Genomic DNA, 19,228 nt, shown 5'->3' on the forward strand with positions numbered 1-19,228 from the left:
CGGCCTGGGTAATTTGTACCAAAGTGTAGCAGCGCTCCCTTACAAGCCCATGGGGGCACCTTCGGTAACCGCCCCAATGCCGCCCGCAACCAACGGCGTGCAAGTGCCTAGCCTGACGACGACGACTGCTGCTCCTGCTGCTGGCGCAAGTAGGCCTCGAAGGCATCCGCGGGCAGGGGGCGACTGAAGTAAAAGCCCTGCGCTTCGTCGCAGCCCTGCGCACGCAGAAATTCAAGCTGCCCGTCGGTCTCCACCCCCTCGGCCGTGGTTTGCATACCCAGCGCCTGCGCCATGCGGATGATGGCGCTCACGATGGCGCGGTCGTTGGCATCCTCTTCGAGGTCGCGTACAAACGATTGGTCGATCTTGAGTTTGTAGATCTGAAAACGCTTGAGGTAGCTCAGCGATGAGTACCCGGTGCCAAAGTCATCCATCGACAGGCGCACGCCCCGGTCGTGCAGCTGGTCCATCATCGCCAGTGCGGCGGCGGGATCGTCCACGGCGGCACCCTCCGTCAGCTCCAGCTCCAGCCTGCGGGCAGGCAGGCCAGCCTGTTCCAGGCAGCGGGTCACCATCTCGGGCAACTGGGGGTGCCTGAATTGCACGGCGGAAACGTTCACGGAAACGGCCCGCAGGGGCAGGTGCAGATCCAGCCAGCGTTTGGTGTCCCTCACCGCTGTGTGGATGACCCATTCGCCAATTGCCACGATCATGCCGCTGCTCTCGGCCACGGGGATGAACTCGGCTGGCGACACCAGGCCCAGTTCGGGATGGCGCCAGCGCAGCAGGGCTTCGGCACCCACCACCTGGCGCGTGGTGAGCGAGACCTGCGGCTGGTAGTGCAGCTCAAACTGGTTGCGCTCCAGCGCACGGCGCAGCGCATTTTCGATCTGGAGGGCACGGGCGGTGCGGGCTTCAAGATCGGCGGTGAAGAATCCGTACCGGTTGCGTCCGTTCTGCTTGGCACGGTACATGGCGGCGTCTGCCCGCTGGTACAGCGTGTCGAACGATTCCCCGTCGGCCGGGTACATCGCAATGCCGATCGACAAGGTGGTGGTGAGTTCGTAGGGGTCAATCTGGAAGGGCTGGGCCACGGCGGCCAGCAGCTGCGTGGCCATGTCGGCGGCGGCAGCGGCGGAAGTGGCGGGGAGCAGTAGCAGGAATTCGTCCCCACCCAGGCGCGAAACCGTGTCCTGGGGCCTCAGGAGAGACTGAAGCCTTTGTGCGACAGCCACGAGCAGGATGTCGCCGATTCTGTGGCCCAGCGAATCATTGACATTCTTGAAGTGGTCCAGGTCCAGAAACAGCATGGCCAGCGTACCGCCGCGCGCCTGCTCGTCGGCAATGTGGCGGTGGGCGCGTTCCGCCAGGAGCGCGCGGTTGGGAAGGTTGGTGAGCGGGTCGAAGTGGGCCAGCCGTTGAATGCGGTCCTGGGCCTCTCGCTGCTGGGTGATGTCGCGGAATAGCGTGATGGAATGCGTGACAACGCCATTGCCGTCTCGCACGCTGCTGACCGACAGCCACTGCGGGTAGGTGGATGCATCCTTGCGGCGCCCCCAGGCTTCGCCCTCCCAGCTTCCGCCCTGCGGCAACTGTGCGTAGACGGTATCGGCGTGGAAGTCATCGTCGGCTCCGGCGACCGTGAGCAGACGCACGGACTGTCCTACCGCTTCGGCTTCCGTGTACCCGGTGATCCGTGTGAATGCCCGGTTGATGCGCACGATGGTATGGGCCGCGTCGGCAATCACGATGGCTTCACTGCTCTGGTCAAACACCTGGGCGGTGAGTTGCAGCTGCTCCTGGGACCGCTTGCGTTCGGTGATGTCGCGCGACAGCACAATGAACCTGGGCTTTGCGCTGGGGGAGGTGGCCTTGCGCGCCGCAGACAACTCAAACCAGGTGGCGCCCAGACTGGGCAGATCAAGCACGATCTGCCGACCGGTGGACCAGCCCTGGGCGTGGGCTTCGTTCAGCACGTCCATCACCGACAGTGCGGCCACCGCAGGCAGTACCTCGGTCACGTTGTGCCCGACCAGCATGTCTGCGGGTGCCATGAGCAACTCAGCGCGCTGGCTGTGCACGCTGCAGTACAAGCCGTCCAGGTCAAGCTCGAAAAGCGGGTCCGGGATGGCATCGATGGTGGCACGCAACTGCTGCTGGGTGGCCTGGATCTCGGAGGTGCGCTGCGCCACCTGGTAGGCCAGACCGCGCTCATGCGCCTTCAGCTCGAAAAGCAGCCGGGCGAGGTAGGTCATCAGCAGCGCAAACAGCAAGGCCACCGCGCATCGCATGGCCAGCACGCCCGGGTCTCCCCAGCCTTTGATGGGGACCAGGCTCAACGTCCATTGTCCGTTGGGCAGCGTCAAGGAACGGCCCACGGCGTCGGGGCCAGCGGGTGGGGTCGAGGCTGCGATCGTCTGTTCTTCCCCCGTGTCGGGCCGGATGCGCCACAACCTGTAGTGGTATCCCCGCTGGGTCAATTGCGGCAGTCGGGCGGCTGCCAGCACCTCGGGCAATCGGATGGTGACGTAGGTAAAGCCCCAAAAGGCACGGTGGCCCTGTGTGTCTTCCAGATAAACAGGCTGGCGCCCCACCACTCCCAAGCCACCTTGCACCAGTTCCATGGGGCCGGCCAGGGTCAGTCGGCCTGATTCCCGTGCCCTGGCGGATTCGGGGCCTTGGCGTGGGTCGTTGAGCTGATCGAAGCCGATGGAGTTTTCGTTGCCCTGGCGCGGAACTACGTGCCTGACCACCCCGTTGGGTGACAGCCCCATGGCGGCGATGCCCGGATAGAACGGCAGCATCTGGGTGCCGATCTCTTCAAACTGCGTTACCTGGCCTTTTCCCTGGCGCACGAGGGCCACCAGGGCGTTGTTGGCCGACAGGGCCAGCTCGATGGCGCGTTGCAGGGCCTGCACATGGTCGCCAGCCATGTCCGCCACCTGGGTGCGCTGTTGTGCATGCTCCTGGCGCTCCAGCGCCCACACCATCACCCCTGCGCACATCGCCGCCAGAACAAACACGACCAGTGGGCCCGTAACAGGGCTCCGGGGGCGAGCGGGGGAGGGGGCATGCACGGTGCGGGTTCCTGAATCAATTATGCAGTCCGCACGATGGCGAGCGTTGGTGCTTCTGCGTGAACGGCTGTCACGGCATTGACACGCCTCCGACATGGCGACGTCACGTCCCAATTCCACACTTGCTCGCAGGGAAAAAAGATTCCCGGCCATGGTTGGTGCCTTCAGCCCAACCCATCCTCATGCAAGGAGATGTTGCACCATGAATGAACTGCCCACCTTGACACCACCGCTGTCTGCCGAAGTTGCTTCCCCGAGAGTGCTTCAAGGGGTGGGCACTTTGACGGGTGCTGCGCATCCGATTTCGGAACGCGGCGCTATTGAGGTGGCCTGGGCGCGCCATGAAGATGAAGTGCGCCAGGCGCAGCGGCTGCGGTTCGACGTGTTTGCGGCGGAAATGGGCGCTCGATTGACGACCCCCATTGCCGGCCACGACGTGGACCTTTTTGACGATTACTGCGAGCACCTGTTGGTGCGCGATGTCCAGAGCCAGCAAGTCATTGGGACTTACAGGGTGCTCACACCGGCCCAGGCCCGGCGCGTCGGCGGTACCTACAGCGATACCGAGTTTGACCTGACGCGGCTGCGTTCGCTACGCCCTCGCATGGTGGAGTTGGGGCGCAGCTGTGTGCACCCCGACCACCGCCACGGTGGCGTGATCATGGCTTTGTGGAGCGCGCTGGCGGACTTTATGGTGCGCAACCAGTTGGACACGATGATCGGTTGCGCGAGCATCCCCATGCTTCACAACGGCGTTGTCAGCGGCGATGCGGCCGCCAGCATCTGGCAGCAGGTGCGAAAGACACACCTCGCCCCCATCGAATACCACGTGCTTCCCCGTTTGCCCTTGCCCGTGGAGCAACTTGACGGATCCATCACGGTGGAACCACCGGCGCTGATCAAAGGCTACCTGCGGCTCGGGGCCCGCGTGCTGGGCGCGCCGGCTTGGGATCCAGACTTCAACACGGCAGACCTGCCGATGCTGATGCGCCTGGCAGACCTGCATCCTCGCTATCGCAAGCATTTTCTGGGGGCCTGATGCGCGCCGCATTCGATGCCCTGGGGCCTTGGATGGAGCCACCCATGGGCCACGAGGACGCGGCCGAAGACGCACATGCCTCAGCCGCCGGTCATCGTCGGTACCGCGCGGTCTTTATTTCTGATCTGCATCTGGGCACGCCGGGTTGCCAGGCGGTTGCGTTGCTGGACTTTCTCAAGCACCACCCCAGCGATCACCTCTACCTTGTGGGCGACATCGTCGATGGCTGGCAATTGCGCCGCAAGTGGTTCTGGCCACAGGCCCACAACGATGTGGTTCAAAAGCTGCTGCGCCGGGCGCGCAAGGGGTGCCGTGTGGTGTTTGTGCCGGGCAACCATGACGAATTTGCCCGCGCGTTCGTAGATCACTCTTTTGGCGGCATCGAGGTGCGGGCCGATGCGGTGCACACCACGGCGGATGGCCGCAGCCTCTGGGTCACGCACGGCGACCATTTTGATGGAGTCATCCAGTGTGCCAAGTGGCTGGCGTATCTGGGCGACAACCTTTATGAATTCACGCTCAAACTCAACCGGTACCTCAACACCCTGCGCGCCCGCATGGGGCTGCCCTACTGGTCTTTGTCGGCCTACCTGAAAGGCAAGGTCAAAAAAGCCTTGAACTACGTCACCGACTTTGAAGTGGCTGTTGCGGCTGAAGCACGCCGCAGGGGGCATGACGGCGTCGTGTGCGGCCATATCCACCGTGCCGAGATGCGCGAGATCGGTGGGACGCTTTACTGCAATGACGGCGACTGGGTGGAAAGCCACACCGCCTTGGTCGAGCACATGGACGGCAGGCTGGAACTGTTGCAGTGGCCGGCTTCTCCTGTCGCCAATATTTCCCGGGCCGAGTCGGCTGCCGTTGTATGAAAATTGCCTTGTTGACAGACGCCTGGCTGCCTCAGGTCAATGGGGTGGTTACCACCTTGCTGGAACTGGTGCAGGAGCTTGAAGCGGCCGGGCACGAGGTGCAGGTGCTGCACCCCGGCCAGTTCGCAACCCGTCCGTGCCCCGGCTATCCTGGCATCGACTTGGCAGTGCGCCCGGCGAAGCGGGTGACGACGATGCTGGACGCGATGAAACCCGATGCCATTCACCTTGCCACGGAAGGGCCGTTGGGCTGGGCAGGGCGCCGCTATTGCCTGTGCAAGGGGTTGGCATTCACTACCGCTTTCCACACGCGATTTCCGGAAATACTGCATGCAGCGCTGCGCGTGCCACTGCGATGGGGGTATGCGCTGTTCAGGCACTTTCACCGGCCATCTTCGGGGGTGATGGTGCCTACGCAAGGCGTTTTGCAGATGCTGGAGCGACGGGGCTTTCGCAATCTGCGCCCATGGACCCATGGGGTGGACACACGGGCTTTTCCGTTCCACGGTGCAACCATCCAGAGCCCGCTCACGGGTGCTTTGGCGCACCCCGTCTCCTTGTATGTCGGGCGGATTTCGTACGAGAAAAACATCGAAGCTTTCCTCCAGCTGGACATACCAGGCTCCAAGGTGGTGTGCGGGGTCGGTCCACTGGAAGCTCGCCTCAAGGCCAAGTATCCGCAGGTCCGTTGGCTGGGCATCCTGGACCGTGCCGCGCTGGCACAGGTGTATGCGGCTGCGGATGTGTTTGTGTTTCCCAGCCGGTCAGAAACCTTCGGCTTGGTCATGCTGGAGGCAATGGCCTGCGGGACGCCGGTGGCCGCCTACCCTGAGGACGGCCCGATGGAGGTGCTGGGGGCGCATTCAGGTCAGCCGTCCAGAGGGGGCGTGCTGCACAACGATTTGCTCGTGGCAAGTCAGCAGGCACTGGCGATACCCCGGTCCGAAGCGCGCGCACGGGCACTCGATTTCACCTGGGCGCATGCCGCCCGGCTGTTCGAGCAGTATCTGGTTCCCGCCCAAGCGCAGGGCTCGCCTCGTGTGACTGTCACAAAATCTGTCACATCTTTGTCATCTGGGCGTTAAATACTGCTGCCATCCTGCACTAGCCGCGTTTGCGTACCCATGTTGCCTTTGCCTTCCGATGATGCTCTCGTGCATGCCAACGCCTCCCTGTCGCCGGACAGTGGCACAAGCGGAGGATCCTCACAGTCCGCCAGCGCGCCCCCTCACATGTTTCTGGACAGGGACCACAGCATCCTGGCTTTCAACGAGCGTGTTTTCGACTGGGCTGTGAGGCCGGATGTGCCGCTACTGGAACGATTGCGATATCTGTGCATCGTGTCGTCCAATCTCGACGAATTTTTTGAGGTCCGTGCTGCGCCGCACATTACCGCCGCGCAAAAAGGTGAGACCAAAGGGCTCTATTCGACGGCATCGTTCGAAGCCATGGCCGCCAAAATACACAGCCTGGTGGAGCGGCAATACGCGCTGTACAACGAGTCCCTGGTGCCTGCGTTTGCCGCGCACGGGATTCGCATCGTGGGGTATGGCGAGCGATCACCCGCCCAAAAGCGCTGGGTCCACGACTATTTTGTGAACGAGGTCCGGCCACTGCTGATTCCAGTGGGGCTGGATCCGGCCCATCCGTTTCCACAGGTGGCCAACAAATCGCTGAACTTCATTGTTCGCCTGAAGGGCCACGACGCTTTCGGCAGGGAGAACGAGATTGCCATCGTCAAGGTGCCGCGTGCGCTGCCAAGGCTGATCCGCATGCCCGCTCGCGTGGCGCCTGGGGAGGCTCTTTTCGTGAGCCTCTCCAGCATTGTTCGCGCGCATCTGGAGGATCTTTTCCCGGGGCGGGAGGTCACGGAATTCTCGCAGTTCCGCGTGACACGCCATTCCGATTTGGCACTGGACGAAGAGGATGTGCGCAATCTGCGGACTGCCCTTCGCCAGGGCTTGCAACACCGGCACTATGGGCAGGCGGTACGGCTGGAGGTGTCCTCCGGGTGTTCGCAGTTTTTGTCGGATTTTCTGTTGGCGCAGTTTGCTTTGCCGGCCGCTGCCTTGTACCGGGTGCATGGCCCGGTGAACCTGGTGCGTTTGACGCAGCTGGTGGATCTGGTGGATGCGCCGGAACTGCTCTTTCCACCCTGGAATTCCGCGTGGCCCCGGCAGCTGCAATCCGGCGTGTCCATCCTGGAACAACTGCGCAAGCACGACGTGCTGATCCACCAGCCGTTCGAGAGTTTTGACGGGCTCCTTGCCTTTTTGCGTGAAGCCGTCAATGACCCTGATGTGCTTGTCATCAAACAGACGATCTACCGCACCGGCGCGGACTCCGAACTCATGGACCTGCTCACCGAGGCCGTACGCCGCGGCAAAGAGGTCATGGCGGTGGTGGAACTCAAGGCGCGCTTTGATGAAGAGGCCAATATCAACTGGGCCGAGGCCCTGGAGTCGATTGGCGCCCAGGTGGTCTACGGGGTAGTGGGTCTCAAGACGCACGCCAAGATGCTGCTGGTTACACGCAGGGAAGGGCGAAAACTGCGGCGCTACGGGCACCTATCGACGGGTAACTACAACGTACGTACTGCACGGCTGTATACCGATCTGAGCTACCTTACGGCCGACGAAGAAACCACGGCCGACATGGACGGGGTGTTCAATCACCTTGCGAGCCAGAACCGCCCGCCCAAGCTGCGCAAGCTGATGCTGGCGCCGTTCCATCTGCACCGGCGAATGCTGGAGAAAATCGAACAAGTGGGTCTGGCGGCCAGCCGGGGAGAGGATGCTCGGATCGTGGCCAAGATGAATGCCCTGACCGACGAGGCCCTGATGCGTGCTCTGATCGTGGCCGGCCAGCGCGGTGCGCGCATTGATCTCATCGTGCGGGGAGCTTGCATGCTGGCAGCCCAAGTGCCTGGGGTGACCGACAACATCCGTGTACGGTCGGTGATCGGCCGCTTCCTGGAGCACACACGTGTCTTCTACTTCCGCAGCGGGGGGGAGGAAGATCTGTACCTTTCCAGCGCCGACTGGATGAACCGCAACATGATGCGGCGTGTGGAGTTGGCCTGGCCTGTGACAGACCCGCGCCTGCGGCAGCAGATTGTGGACGAGTGCCTGGTCGCCTATTTGCATGACGACCGGGATGCATGGACGCTGAACGCTGACGGCTCCTACAGCCGAGCCCCCCGTCCGCAGGATGGGTTGGGCGCCCAGAACGCTTTAATGGTTCGCTACGGTCCAGCCCCGTCGGGGACGCGCATGGACCAGGGGGCGGCATGATGGACCTCATCCTGTGGCGCCATGCGGAAGCAGAGGAGCTCGCAGAGGCGGGCGATGATCTGGCGAGGGCCTTGACGTCGCGCGGGGAAAAGCAGGCAGCGCGCATGGCGGCCTGGCTGGACCGGCAATTGCCCGAGGGCTTGCGCGTGCTTGCCAGTCCGGCCCGGCGCACCGAGCAAACGGCCAACGCCCTGGGGCGCAAGTTCAAGATGCGCGCCGAGCTGTTGCCTGGTGGAACGCCGCAAGATCTGCTGGACCTTGTGCAGTGGCCGCGTGCCAAGGGGACGGTGCTGGTTGTGGGCCATCAACCCATGCTGGGCCAGACCATTGCGCAGCTGATGGGGCTGCAGGCTTCGGAATGCGCTGTGCGCAAGGGAGCTGTCTGGTGGTTGAGGCAGCGGCAGCGGCTGGACCAGAGCCAGACCTTGTTGATCACCGTCCAGTCCCCCGAGTTTCTTTGAGACCTGTTGTGCCGAGGGTATGCCTCGGTACAGCTGGGGTTACTTGCGCGAGGCTTTGGTCGACGTCTTGGTGGAGGGCGCCGGAACCGCAGGCGCGGCTTCCGCCTTGGGGCGACCTGTCTTGATGGAAGGTACTGCCTGTACCGCGCTGCGCAGGGCGGCGTCAGACATGGCGGCCAGGACCTTCAAGCCCGCGCGCAACAGCTCGCTTTTCTTCACGGGCTGGGCGAGAGCAGCCGAGCGCTGTTTCAGGGTTTCTATGACTGCGTATTCATCTTTGGGAATAGTGAAACTGTCGCGCACCAGCTTGGGCTTCTTGGCCTTGGTATCCCGGGCGGCGGCTGGAGCGGGGGGGGTCTTGGTCAATTTCGGTGGCACTTGCGTGGCGGTGGACGCCTTTTTCTTGGAAGCCAAGGCAGGCTTTGGGGCTGCTTTTTGGGGCTGCTTGGCGACCGCAGCCGTTTTGGCGGGAGCCTTGGTGGCCGCCGCAGCCGGCTTGACCGACTTTGCCACTGTGGTGGGGGCGGGGCTGGGCGAGGGGGCTGCGGGCAGGGCGGGGCTTGAAGTGGTCATGGCAATCAAACGCTTTCAATAAACGGTATAAACAGTTTATATAGTTTATTGCCAATGCTCAGGGAAGGTCAACCACCAGTTCCCAAGGGGTCTTCTGCCATGCCTGGATTTCTTCACGCAGCAGGTGTGCAGATTGTGGAAACGCCGTAGCCCAGCCAGCGCGGGCTTTCAGAATGAAACGGTGGCCTTGAGTCTGCAGTGACAAGCCCTGGGTGTCGGGGTCGCGGCGGGCGTGGCACAGTGCCACAGCCAGCCGCATGCTCAGCAGTTGAAGCACGAAGACGGGGTCTTGCAGGTCCGCTTCCAGCTTGCGGACCTTGCCGCGCTGACCTTGAACCAAGATGCCCAAGCGGTGCAGTTCAGGGACTGCAAATCCGGCTGCGTCGGTGTTGTCGAGGATGTAGGCGCCATGGCGGTGGGAATCGCTATGGGATATCAGGCAACCAATTTCGTGAAGCCGGGCCGCCCAGTCGAGCTTGCGCGATGCTCGCTCACTTCCAAAAGGCGTAGCCTGGTCAAACAGCGTACAGGCCGTGCGCGCAACCCGTTCCGCGTGCTCCATGTCCACGCCAAACCGCTGCATCAGGCCGTTCACGGTGGCGGTGCGCAGGTCGGTTCCGGGTTGTTCGCGGTCCAGTAGATCGTAGAGTGCGCCTTGGCGCAAGGCGCCCTGGGCCACCTGCATCTGCTCGATGTCCAGCAGATCAAACACGGCGCGCAGTACGCTGATCCCTCCGCCAATGACGGCGCGCCGCTCTTCCTTGAGGCCTTCCAGGCGGATGCGATCCGCAGATTGGGCGCGCAGCAGGCGTTCCTGCAGCCAGTTGAGGCCCTCGCGGGTGATGACGCCTTGGGGGCCGCCCGCAGCTGCAAGCACGTCGCCAACGGCGCCAGCTGTGCCGGATGATCCGTAGGCCACCTCCCAGGCATCTGGCTGGAAGGTTTCCAGCGCTTCGTCCAGCACGGCCTTGGCTGCAATTTCGGCAGCCAGGAACGCCTGCGTGGTGAACTCGCCATTGGCAAAGTAGCGCTGCGACCACGCTACGCTGCCCACGCGGTACGAGGCCACGGCGTGGGGCGTGAATTGCTGGCCCAAAATGAGTTCGGTGGAGCGCCCCCCGATGTCCACCACCAGGCGGCGCTCGTCGGACTGCGGGAGCAGGCGGGCGACGCCCTGGTAGATCAGCCTCGCTTCTTCGGGGCCGGAGACGACGTCGATGGGATAGCCAAGCACTTCGCTCCCGCGTGACAGAAACTCTTCCCGGTTGCGTGCTTCGCGCAGGGTCTGGGTGGCCACGGCGCGAACCTGCGAGCGCGGAAATCCAGCCAAGCGCTCTCCAAATCGCGCCAGGCAGGCCCAGCCGCGCTCCATGGCGTCTCGGGTCAGATTGCGGTCTTCGTCCAGGCCATTGCCCTGGCGCACGGTCTCCTTGAGGTATTCCACCCTCTGGATATGACCGAACTCATAACGCCCGATTTCAAGGCGAAAACTGTTGGAGCCGAGGTCGACTGCGGCGAGGCGTGTGCCGTTCTGCATGTTTTTCTGATTGGAGCTTCGTTCGGCATGGTACCGCGAGCGTTGGGTGCGCCCGCGCAAAGCGCATCGCCACCAAGACGGCGGGAGGGCTGGTCGTGAGACTGTGATCTTCGCCAGTGTCTGCGGCTTGTATGACAAATCAATGACGACGTTACTGATGTTGGACGGGGGTGGAATGCCTGTGTTGCAGTTGCTGGGATGGGGGAGGGTTGTGTCACTGAATTGTCATCTTGGAGCCCTAGAGTTCAGCCTGTTCTTGTCAACCCTAGCCAAAAGGTACTGAATAATGAAACGCACATTTCTCAAAACCGTCGCTGTAGCACTGGCCTCCATGGCTGTAGGCAGTGCTTTTGCGGCGGATATCACCGGCGCTGGCGCAACCTTCCCGTTCCCCATGTACGCCAAGTGGGCTGAAGCCTACAAAAAGGAAACGGGCACGGGGCTGAACTATCAGTCCATCGGCTCTTCCGGCGGCATCCGCCAGATTCGTGCCAAGACCGTGGCCTTTGGTGCATCCGATGCGCCAGTTTCCGGTGCTGATCTGGAGAAGGACGGCATGGTGCAGTTCCCTGCAATCATTGGTGGCACGGTGCCGGTGGTGAACCTCGAAGGCTTCAAGCCCGGCGAGCTGCGCGTGACGGGCCCTGTGCTGGCAGAAATCTTCCTGGGCAAGATCGCTAAGTGGAATGACGCCAAGCTGGCCGCACTGAACCCGGGCAAGACCTTGCCTGACCAAAACATCACCGTGGTTCACCGCGCTGATGGTTCGGGCACCACGTTCAACTGGACCGACTACCTGTCTGCTGTCAGCAAGGAATGGGCAGACTCCGTGGGCAAGGGCGCTGCCGTGAAGTGGCCTGCTGCGTCGTCGGTGGGTGGCAAGGGCAATGAAGGCGTGGCCGCCAACGTGACCCGCGTGAAGGGCGCTGTAGGTTATGTGGAATACGCCTACGTCAAGAAGAACAACATGAACTTCCTGCAGCTGCAAAACGCTGACGGCAAGTACGTAAGCCCTGATGACAAGACCTTTGCCGCAGCCGCAGCCAGCGCTGATTGGTTCAGCGTTCCTGGCATGGGCATCTCGATGGTCAATGCCAAGGGTGCAGAAAGCTGGCCTGTCAGCACCGCATCGTTCATCCTGATGTACAAGGACCCTGCGGACAAGGCGCAGTCGGCTGAAGTTCTGAAGTTCTTTGATTGGGCGTTCAAGAATGGCAAAGGCATGGCCACGGAGCTGGACTATGTGCCGCTGCCTGACAGCCTGACCGCCGAGATCCGTTCCAAAGTCTGGTCGCAGATCAAGAAGTAAGTCAGTCTGCCCCAGAATACCCCCCATCGGCCGCCTTGGCTGGCCGATGGGTGCTGGTTTGTGGGGATCTCCAGAAGCCAGATGGGAGTCAACATGAGCGTGGGAACCACCATGAGTTCGCAACCCGGGTCCGCCAAAAAGACGGACGCCCCTACGGAGTCGATGGTATCGATTGCCAGGCGGCAGCGTCTTCAGGACATCTTTTTTCATCGGTTGACCCAAAGTCTTTCGCTGCTGGTGCTGGCGGCGCTGCTGGGGATCATCGTCTCTCTGTTCATCTACGCTTGGCCGACGTTCCATAAGTTCGGTGTCCAGTTCATCTGGCGCGTGGAATGGGACATCATCAATGAAGAGTTCGGTGCTGCGATTGCCATCGTCGGCACCCTGGCCAGTGCTGGCATTGCGCTGCTGATTGCGGTGCCTCTGGCTTTTGGCATTGCCCTTTTTCTGACGGAAACCTGCCCGGTCTGGCTGAGGCGCCCCCTGGGCACCGCAGTGGAGCTGTTGGCGGCCGTTCCCTCGATCATCTACGGCATGTTCGGTTTGTTCGTCTTTGCCCCGCTGTTTGCCGATTACTTCCAGATGCCGGTGCAAAAGCTGCTGGGCTCCATGCCGCTGGTGGGCTTTCTGTTTGGCGGCAGCACCAACGGCTTTGGCATCCTGGCGGCCGGTATCGTGCTCGCGTTCATGGTGCTGCCGTTTGTGGCGGCGGTGATGCGCGACGTGTTCGAGATTGTTCCGCCCATCCTGCGCGAGTCTGCCTATGGCCTGGGCTGCACGACCTGGGAAGTGGTGCGCCGCGTGGTGCTGCCTTACACCCAGAAGGGCGTTATAGGCGGAATCATGCTGGGCCTGGGCCGCGCTCTGGGGGAGACCATGGCTGTGACCTTTGTGATCGGCAACGCCAACCGCATGCCGACATCCCTCTTTTCGCCGGGAACCTCGATTGCCTCTACGCTGGCCAACGAGTTCGGCGAGGCGGCTGACTTCCATCTTTCCACGTTGTTCGCGCTGGGTTTCCTGCTGTTCGTGATCACCTTCGTGGTGCTTTCGGCCGCCAAGATCCTGATGCTGCGTGCTGAAAAGGCCAAGGGCCTTTGAGTCCTCATGCCCTGACCATGAACCTCTTTTGAGACAAGCTCCATGGAATTCAACCAACAACTCTACAAAAAGCGCCAGCGCTCCAACGCCATCGGGCTAACCCTTTCCCTGGGGGCGATGGTGCTGGGTCTGTTCGTGCTGCTCTGGATCCTGAGCGTTCTGCTGTCCAACGGCTTTGCTGCGCTGGACTGGAACATGTTCACCCAGTCCACGCCGGCGCCCGGATCGGAAGGCGGCGGGCTGGCCAATGCCATCGTCGGTAGCCTCATGATGGTAGGTTTTACCGTGCTGGTATCCACACCGATTGGTGTACTGGCTGGCGTGTACCTGGCGGAATACGGCGACCAGAGCAAGACTGCTGAACTCACCCGCTTTGTGACCGACATCATGTTGTCCGCGCCCTCCATTGTGCTGGGCCTGTTCGTCTATGCCATTGCCGTGGCGACGGTCGGCAACTTCTCAGGTTGGGCCGGTAGCCTGGCCTTGTCGCTGATCGCCGTGCCTGTGGTGGTCCGTACCACCGAGAACATGCTGCGCTTGGTGCCCGGCAGTCTGCGCGAGGCTGCTTTTGCACTGGGTGCACCACGCTGGAAAGTGTCCACCATGGTCACCCTGCGTGCTGCGCGCAGTGGCGTGATGACGGGCTTGCTGCTGGCTGTGGCCCGCATCAGCGGCGAGACTGCGCCGCTGTTGTTCACGGCGCTCAACAACCAGTTCTTCAGCACCAACATGAATGCCCCCATGGCCAACCTGCCGGTGGTGATCTTCCAGTTTGCCCTGAGCCCTTACGAAAACTGGGTGCGCCTGGCCTGGGGTGGGGCTTTGCTCATCACGTTGTCGGTGCTGATCCTCAACATCGTGGCGCGGGTTTTCCTGCGCGAGAAGAGCCGTGCCTGATCTGTCGGCCCATTACGCAGACACCACCCAGACAGCCTCCATTTTCAGGATTTGACAATGAACGCCACCGCTACCGTCACCCCCAGCAAGAATGCGCTGGAACTTCGCAACCTCAGCTTCTTCTATGGCAAGTTTCAGGGGCTGCGCAACGTCAGCCTCAACATTGCCGAGCACAAGGTGACTGCTTTCATTGGCCCCTCGGGCTGTGGCAAGTCCACCCTGCTGCGGACTTTGAATCGCATGTACAGCCTGTACCCGGGCCAGCGTGCCGAAGGCACCATCAACTTCTACGGCCAGGACATCCTGGACCCCAAGCAGGACATCAACCTTCTGCGCGCCCGCATCGGCATGGTGTTCCAGAAACCCACGCCGTTTCCCATGTCCATCTACGACAACATCGCCTTCGGTGTGAAGCTCTACGAAAGCCTGAGCAAAAGCGAGATGGACGACCGCGTGGAATGGGCGCTCTCCAAGGCCGCCTTGTGGACCGAGGTGAAGGACAAGCTGCACCAAAGCGGTTTGTCGCTCTCCGGCGGACAGCAGCAGCGCCTGTGCATTGCACGGAGCGTGGCGGTCAAGCCTTCTGTGCTGCTGCTTGACGAACCCACCTCGGCGCTGGACCCGCTGTCCACTGCCAAGATCGAAGAGCTGATCGACGAACTCAAGCATGACTACACGATTGCCATCGTGACGCACAACATGCAGCAGGCTGCCCGCTGCAGCGACTACACGGCCTACATGTACCTGGGCGAAATGATCGAGTTCGGTGCCACCGAGCAGATCTTCTTCAAGCCCGAGCGCAAGGAAACCGAAGACTACATCACCGGCCGTTTCGGCTAAGGAGACAGCAGATGCCCGATAAACACCTTTCGTCCCAGTTCGACAGCGAACTCAACAGCGTCTCCGCCCGTGTGATGGAGATGGGTGGCCTGGTGGAATCGCAGATTCGCCAGGCGGTATACGCCCTGTCGCAGTTCAGCCTGGAGGCCGTGGAGACCGTCGCCTCGATGGAAACCCGTATCAATGCGATGGAAGTCGAGATCGACCAGGAGCTGTCGTCCATCATCGCCCGCCGTCAGCCGACGGCGCGCGACCTGCGCCTGCTGCTGGCCTTCTCCAAGGCCACAGCCAACCTCGAACGCATGGGTGATGAGGCCAACAAGATGGCCCGTATGGTGCGCTCCATCATCGAGAGTGGTGCACCGCGCTCGCTGCCGTCGAGCGACCTGCGCACGGCAGCCGAGCTGGCGTCGGGCCTGCTGCGCAAGACGCTGGATGCTTTTGCGCGCCTGGACGTCAAGGCGGCGGTGGCCATCCTCAAGGAAGACGACCTGATCGACAAGGAATTCGATGGATTCGTGCGCAAGCTCATCACCTACATGATGGAAGACCCGCGCACTATCTCCCCCAGCCTGGACCTGCTGTTCCTGGCCAAGGCGATTGAGCGCATCGGCGACCATTCCAAGAACGTGGCTGAGTTGATCATCTATCTGGTCAAGGGCAAGGATGTGCGCCACACTGCCCTCGATGAGATCGAGTCAGCCGTTCTGTAAAAAAAGAGCTTTGGCAAAACTATGAGAAAGCTCCCACGCGTCCTCATCGTTGAGGACGAACCTGCGATTGCCGAGTTGATTGCAGTCAATCTGCGCCACAACGGATTCCAGCCCTTTTGGGCGGAAGACGGTGACTCGGCCCAGCGCGAGCTGGATGCCGTGCTGCCGGATGTCATCCTGCTCGACTGGATGCTGCCGGGGCAAAGCGGCTTGTCGCTGGCACGCAAGTGGCGTGCGGACAGCCGCACCAAGCCGATCCCGATCCTGATGTTGACGGCCCGGGGCGATGAACCCGACAAGATCGCCGGGCTCGATGCGGGTGCCGACGACTACATCACCAAGCCGTTCTCCACGCAGGAGCTGCTGGCGCGGATCCGCGCCGTGCTGCGCCGTCGTGCTCCCGAGCAGGTCAGCGACAGCGTGACCATTGGCGAGCTGGTGCTCGACGCCGGCACCTACCGCGTGACCTTCCAGGGGCAGCCGCTCAAGGTGGGCCCCACCGAGTTCAAGCTGTTGCACTTTCTCATGAAACACGCCGAACGTGTGCACAGCCGCTCACAATTGCTCGACAAGGTGTGGGGTGACCATGTTTTCATCGAGGAGCGGACGGTGGATGTGCACGTCAAGCGCCTGCGCGAAGCCCTGGGCGCCGCCTCCGTGATGGTGGAAACCGTGCGTGGCGCGGGCTACCGGCTCACCGCCCAGCCCCAGGTGCAGTTGCAGGCCTGAGAGCCTGGTGATGATCTTCAGCGATAGAGTGAACAGGTGCTGAGGGCGCGGGCCTGATGTTGTCGATGGGGCGCACAGGATGCGCCCCTGTTTTTCTGAGAAGGCGTTGCTGACCGCATGCTGTGGCGTATTTCGTATTTCCTGCTCTGGCAGATAGCGGGTGGCGGGCTGGGATGGTGGCAGGGTGGTCCCTGGGGCGCAGCCCTGGGCGCCGCCCTGGCGGCGTGGGCCTGGTTTGTCTGGGATCTGCTGCGTGGCGCGCGTGTGCTGCGCTGGCTGCGCACGGGTGACCTGTCCGAAGTCCCGGCCATGCGCGGCATCTGGGGTGAGGCGGCAGACCGTGCGCGGCGCCTTTTGCGCAGACAGGAGACCCAGATCCGCGACAGCCAGGACCGGCTGCAGGAGATCCTGGCCGCGCTGCAGGCCACGCCCAATGGGGTGGTGCTGCTGGATGCGCAAGGCCGCATCGAGTGGTGCAACCAGATGGCCGCCAGCCAGTTCGGCTTTGACGCCCAGCGCGATGTGATGCAGTCGATCGGCAACCTGGTGCGCGATCCCGAGTTCACGGCCTACTATGCCGCCCAGGATTTCAACCACGACGTGGTGCTTGAGGGGCGATTCAGTACGCCATCGCGGCCGGTGCGCATCTCGGTGCATCTGCACCCCTATGGCGACGGGCGCACCCTGCTGCTGTCGCGCGATGTCACGGCGCTGGAGCAGGCCGAGGCCATGCGGCGCGACTTCGTGGCGAATGTGTCCCATGAGATCCGCACGCCCCTGACGGTGCTGACCGGTTTTGTCGAAACGCTGCAGACCTTGCCCCTGAGTGCCGACGAGCGCTCGCGCTACCTGGGCATGATGGCCCAGCAAGCGCTGCGCATGCAAAGTGTGGTGCAAGACCTTTTGACCCTGTCGCGCCTGGAGGGCAGTCCGCCACCGGGCATGGCGGAGTGGACGCCCGTGCAGGCGCTCATGCAGCGGTGCGAGGAGGAGGGGCGTGCACTGTCGGCCGTGCTCTCGCAAAACCAGCCGCGCCAGCATGTCATGGTGTTTCCGTCGAAGGACGCGTTGCATGCCGAGGGCGACATTGCAGGCGTGCCCACCGAGTTGCAAAGCGCATTGTCGAACCTCATCAGCAATGCGGTGCGCTACACGCCTGCGGGTGGGGTGATCACGGTGGCGTGGCACCGCATGGAAGATGGCTGCGCAGTTTTCTCGGTGCAGGACACAGGCCCAGGAATCGCACCTGAACACATTCCGCGTTTGACAGAGCGTTTTTACCGCGTGGACCGCAGCCGCTCCCGCGAGACCGGTGGCACCGGCCTGGGGCTGGCCATCGTCAAGCATGTGCTGCAGCGGCACGGTGCCACGCTGGACATTGCCAGCACCCTGGGCAAGGGCTCGGTGTTCTCGGTCACCTTCCCTGCGAACCGGTTGCGCGGGTTTTCGCTGCCGGTCTGACCGCACGCCACAGCATGGCCAGGAACAGCGCGGCAGTGAGCCACAGCGCCACCGCGCTTGCGGCCCAGAAGGGTGTGGGCGATGGCTCCGCTGCCCAAGGCCCCAGGCCCCGGTAGGCCAGCAGGTAGCCGCCCCCCAAGCCCGCACCCCACAGCAACACGCAATACACCACCAGCGGCGCCACGGTGATGCGGTAGCAGCGCAAGACAAACACGCACAGCGTCTGCAGTGCATCGGCTGCGTGGTACGCAGCGACCCACGCGATGACCCCGCCCGTCAGGGCCACCACGCCGGTGTTGGTGGAATACAAACCGCCAATGTGATTTTTTGCTATCAATAATATAGCTGCTAGCGCAATACCAATAAGCGCTGAAAGCCTAAAACCTATAAAAACCACCTTGCGCGCGCGTGCTGGATCGCCAGTGCCCAGCCAGTAGCTGACGCGGGCACTTGTGGCGATCGCCAGCGACAGCGGCACCATGTAGAGCACAGCCGCCACATTGGCCGCGATCTGGTGCGCCGCCGATGCGGTGGTGCCCTGGCGTGCAATGAACAACGCCATCAGCGTGAACGACGTCACCTCCACCATCACAGCCAGACCGGCCGGGATGCCCAGGCGGGCAAAGCCCGCAATGGTGGGCCAGTGCGGGGGCTCCATACGGCGCCAGATGCGCAGGGGTTCATAGATGTCCTGCGTGCGCAGCAGCCAGATGGCCAGCGCAAGCATGCTGCCGTTGACCACCAGGGTGGCCCACGCGCATCCCACCACGCCTTGCGCAGGCAGCCCTGCGCCGCCAAAGGTGAACCAGATCGACAGTGGCAGCTTGATGAACAGCGAGCCCACCTGCAGCCAGGTCACCAGCTTGGGGCGGCCCAGTGCCTGGTTCAAGGTGCTGTAGATGCGAAAAAGCAGGGCAGGCGGCAGTGCCAGGGCCAGCACGGCCAGGTAACTCTCCACCTCGGTGCGCAGGGCTGGCGGCACCTCGGTCCAGCGCAGCAGAGGTGCGGGGGACAGCAGGATGGCCATGCCCACCAGCGAGGCCGCGCCGCACAGGTACAGCGACTGCCGCAGAGACCGGCCCAGGCCGTCGGTCTGCCGGGCGCCGCGCAACTCGGCCCACACCGGAAGCAGCGCCTGCAGCACGCCAATCAGCGCCACATACACGCTGATGAAGATGGCGCTGCCCACCGAGAGTGCCGCCAGCGAGGCTTCTCCATGGCGCCCGGCGACGATGGTGTCTGTCACGCCAAACGCCATCACCGCCAGTTGCCCGGCCAGCACCGTGATGGCGTGGCGCGAGATGGTCGAAAGCTCCGACATTACTCCGG

At 62.7% G+C, this 19,228-nt stretch carries 16 protein-coding genes; 12 read left to right on the forward strand and 4 right to left on the reverse strand.

What is annotated here, in order from left to right:
* Positions 1-107: 107 nt before the first annotated feature.
* Positions 108-3,005, reverse strand: a complete 2,898-nt coding sequence (locus LPA35_RS16995; protein WP_228898414.1) for an EAL domain-containing protein — start codon at positions 3,003-3,005, stop codon at positions 108-110.
* Positions 3,006-3,279: 274 nt separating this feature from the next.
* On the opposite strand from LPA35_RS16995, the gene LPA35_RS17000 reads away from it, so the two are divergent.
* The 5 genes from LPA35_RS17000 to LPA35_RS17020 are packed head-to-tail and all read left to right on the forward strand — an operon-like array spanning position 3,280 to position 8,739.
* The gene (locus LPA35_RS17000) at positions 3,280-4,116 is read left to right on the forward strand and encodes a GNAT family N-acetyltransferase (RefSeq protein WP_228897755.1); all 837 of its coding nucleotides are present in this window, start codon (positions 3,280-3,282) and stop codon (positions 4,114-4,116) included.
* Complete coding sequence (locus LPA35_RS17005) at positions 4,116-4,985, forward strand: UDP-2,3-diacylglucosamine diphosphatase (protein WP_228897756.1); 870 nt, start codon at positions 4,116-4,118, stop codon at positions 4,983-4,985. Before LPA35_RS17000 ends, LPA35_RS17005 begins: the two co-directional genes overlap by 1 nt.
* A complete protein-coding gene (locus LPA35_RS17010; RefSeq protein WP_228898416.1) occupies positions 4,982-6,070 on the forward strand; it encodes a glycosyltransferase family 1 protein in 1,089 nt (362 codons plus the stop codon). Before LPA35_RS17005 ends, LPA35_RS17010 begins: the two co-directional genes overlap by 4 nt.
* A gap of 39 nt (positions 6,071-6,109) precedes the next feature.
* On the forward strand, positions 6,110-8,278 hold the full coding sequence (gene ppk1 / locus LPA35_RS17015) for a polyphosphate kinase 1 (RefSeq protein WP_370641461.1): 2,169 nt from the start codon (positions 6,110-6,112) through the stop codon (positions 8,276-8,278).
* The gene (locus LPA35_RS17020; protein WP_055398215.1) at positions 8,275-8,739 is read left to right on the forward strand and encodes a histidine phosphatase family protein; all 465 of its coding nucleotides are present in this window, start codon (positions 8,275-8,277) and stop codon (positions 8,737-8,739) included. Before ppk1 ends, LPA35_RS17020 begins: the two co-directional genes overlap by 4 nt.
* 39 nt (positions 8,740-8,778) lie before the next feature.
* On the opposite strand, the gene LPA35_RS17025 is transcribed toward LPA35_RS17020, so the two are convergent.
* Complete coding sequence (locus LPA35_RS17025) at positions 8,779-9,312, reverse strand: hypothetical protein (protein WP_228897758.1); 534 nt, start codon at positions 9,310-9,312, stop codon at positions 8,779-8,781.
* Positions 9,313-9,370: 58 nt separating this feature from the next.
* Positions 9,371-10,849, reverse strand: coding sequence for a Ppx/GppA phosphatase family protein (locus tag LPA35_RS17030; RefSeq protein WP_228897759.1), 1,479 nt, complete (start codon positions 10,847-10,849; stop codon positions 9,371-9,373).
* Between the two features lie 286 nt (positions 10,850-11,135).
* Between LPA35_RS17030 and pstS the strand changes: the two genes are divergently transcribed.
* The 7 genes from pstS (at position 11,136) to phoR (ending at position 17,899) form a co-directional block, all read left to right on the forward strand.
* Entirely contained in the window at positions 11,136-12,158 is a 1,023-nt protein-coding gene (gene pstS / locus LPA35_RS17035) for a phosphate ABC transporter substrate-binding protein PstS (protein WP_121420530.1), read from the forward strand.
* A 111-nt stretch (positions 12,159-12,269) separates the two neighbouring features.
* Positions 12,270-13,259 (forward strand): phosphate ABC transporter permease subunit PstC, encoded by a 990-nt coding sequence (pstC, locus tag LPA35_RS17040; RefSeq protein WP_228897760.1) that lies wholly within the window; start codon positions 12,270-12,272, stop codon positions 13,257-13,259.
* A gap of 42 nt (positions 13,260-13,301) precedes the next feature.
* On the forward strand, positions 13,302-14,156 hold the full coding sequence (gene pstA / locus LPA35_RS17045; protein ID WP_055398211.1) for a phosphate ABC transporter permease PstA: 855 nt from the start codon (positions 13,302-13,304) through the stop codon (positions 14,154-14,156).
* Positions 14,157-14,213: 57 nt separating this feature from the next.
* On the forward strand, positions 14,214-14,996 hold the full coding sequence (gene pstB, locus LPA35_RS17050; protein WP_055398210.1) for a phosphate ABC transporter ATP-binding protein PstB: 783 nt from the start codon (positions 14,214-14,216) through the stop codon (positions 14,994-14,996).
* A gap of 11 nt (positions 14,997-15,007) precedes the next feature.
* Positions 15,008-15,709 carry a phosphate signaling complex protein PhoU gene (gene phoU, locus LPA35_RS17055; RefSeq protein WP_055398209.1) on the forward strand — a complete coding sequence of 234 codons (702 nt, stop codon included), beginning with the start codon at positions 15,008-15,010 and terminating at the stop codon, positions 15,707-15,709.
* A 21-nt stretch (positions 15,710-15,730) separates the two neighbouring features.
* Positions 15,731-16,438 (forward strand): phosphate regulon transcriptional regulator PhoB, encoded by a 708-nt coding sequence (gene phoB / locus LPA35_RS17060; RefSeq protein WP_029412769.1) that lies wholly within the window; start codon positions 15,731-15,733, stop codon positions 16,436-16,438.
* A 117-nt stretch (positions 16,439-16,555) separates the two neighbouring features.
* Positions 16,556-17,899, forward strand: coding sequence for a phosphate regulon sensor histidine kinase PhoR (gene phoR / locus LPA35_RS17065; RefSeq protein ID WP_218300288.1), 1,344 nt, complete (start codon positions 16,556-16,558; stop codon positions 17,897-17,899).
* Here the strand turns inward: phoR and LPA35_RS17070 are convergent.
* Positions 17,853-19,220 carry an MATE family efflux transporter gene (locus LPA35_RS17070; protein ID WP_228897761.1) on the reverse strand — a complete coding sequence of 456 codons (1,368 nt, stop codon included), beginning with the start codon at positions 19,218-19,220 and terminating at the stop codon, positions 17,853-17,855. The genes phoR and LPA35_RS17070 overlap by 47 nt on opposite strands.
* Positions 19,221-19,228 lie beyond the last annotated feature (8 nt).

Origin of the sequence: Acidovorax sp. Leaf73 (assembly GCF_916855635.1) — a bacterium.
GTDB lineage: Bacteria > Pseudomonadota > Gammaproteobacteria > Burkholderiales > Burkholderiaceae_C > Acidovorax > Acidovorax facilis.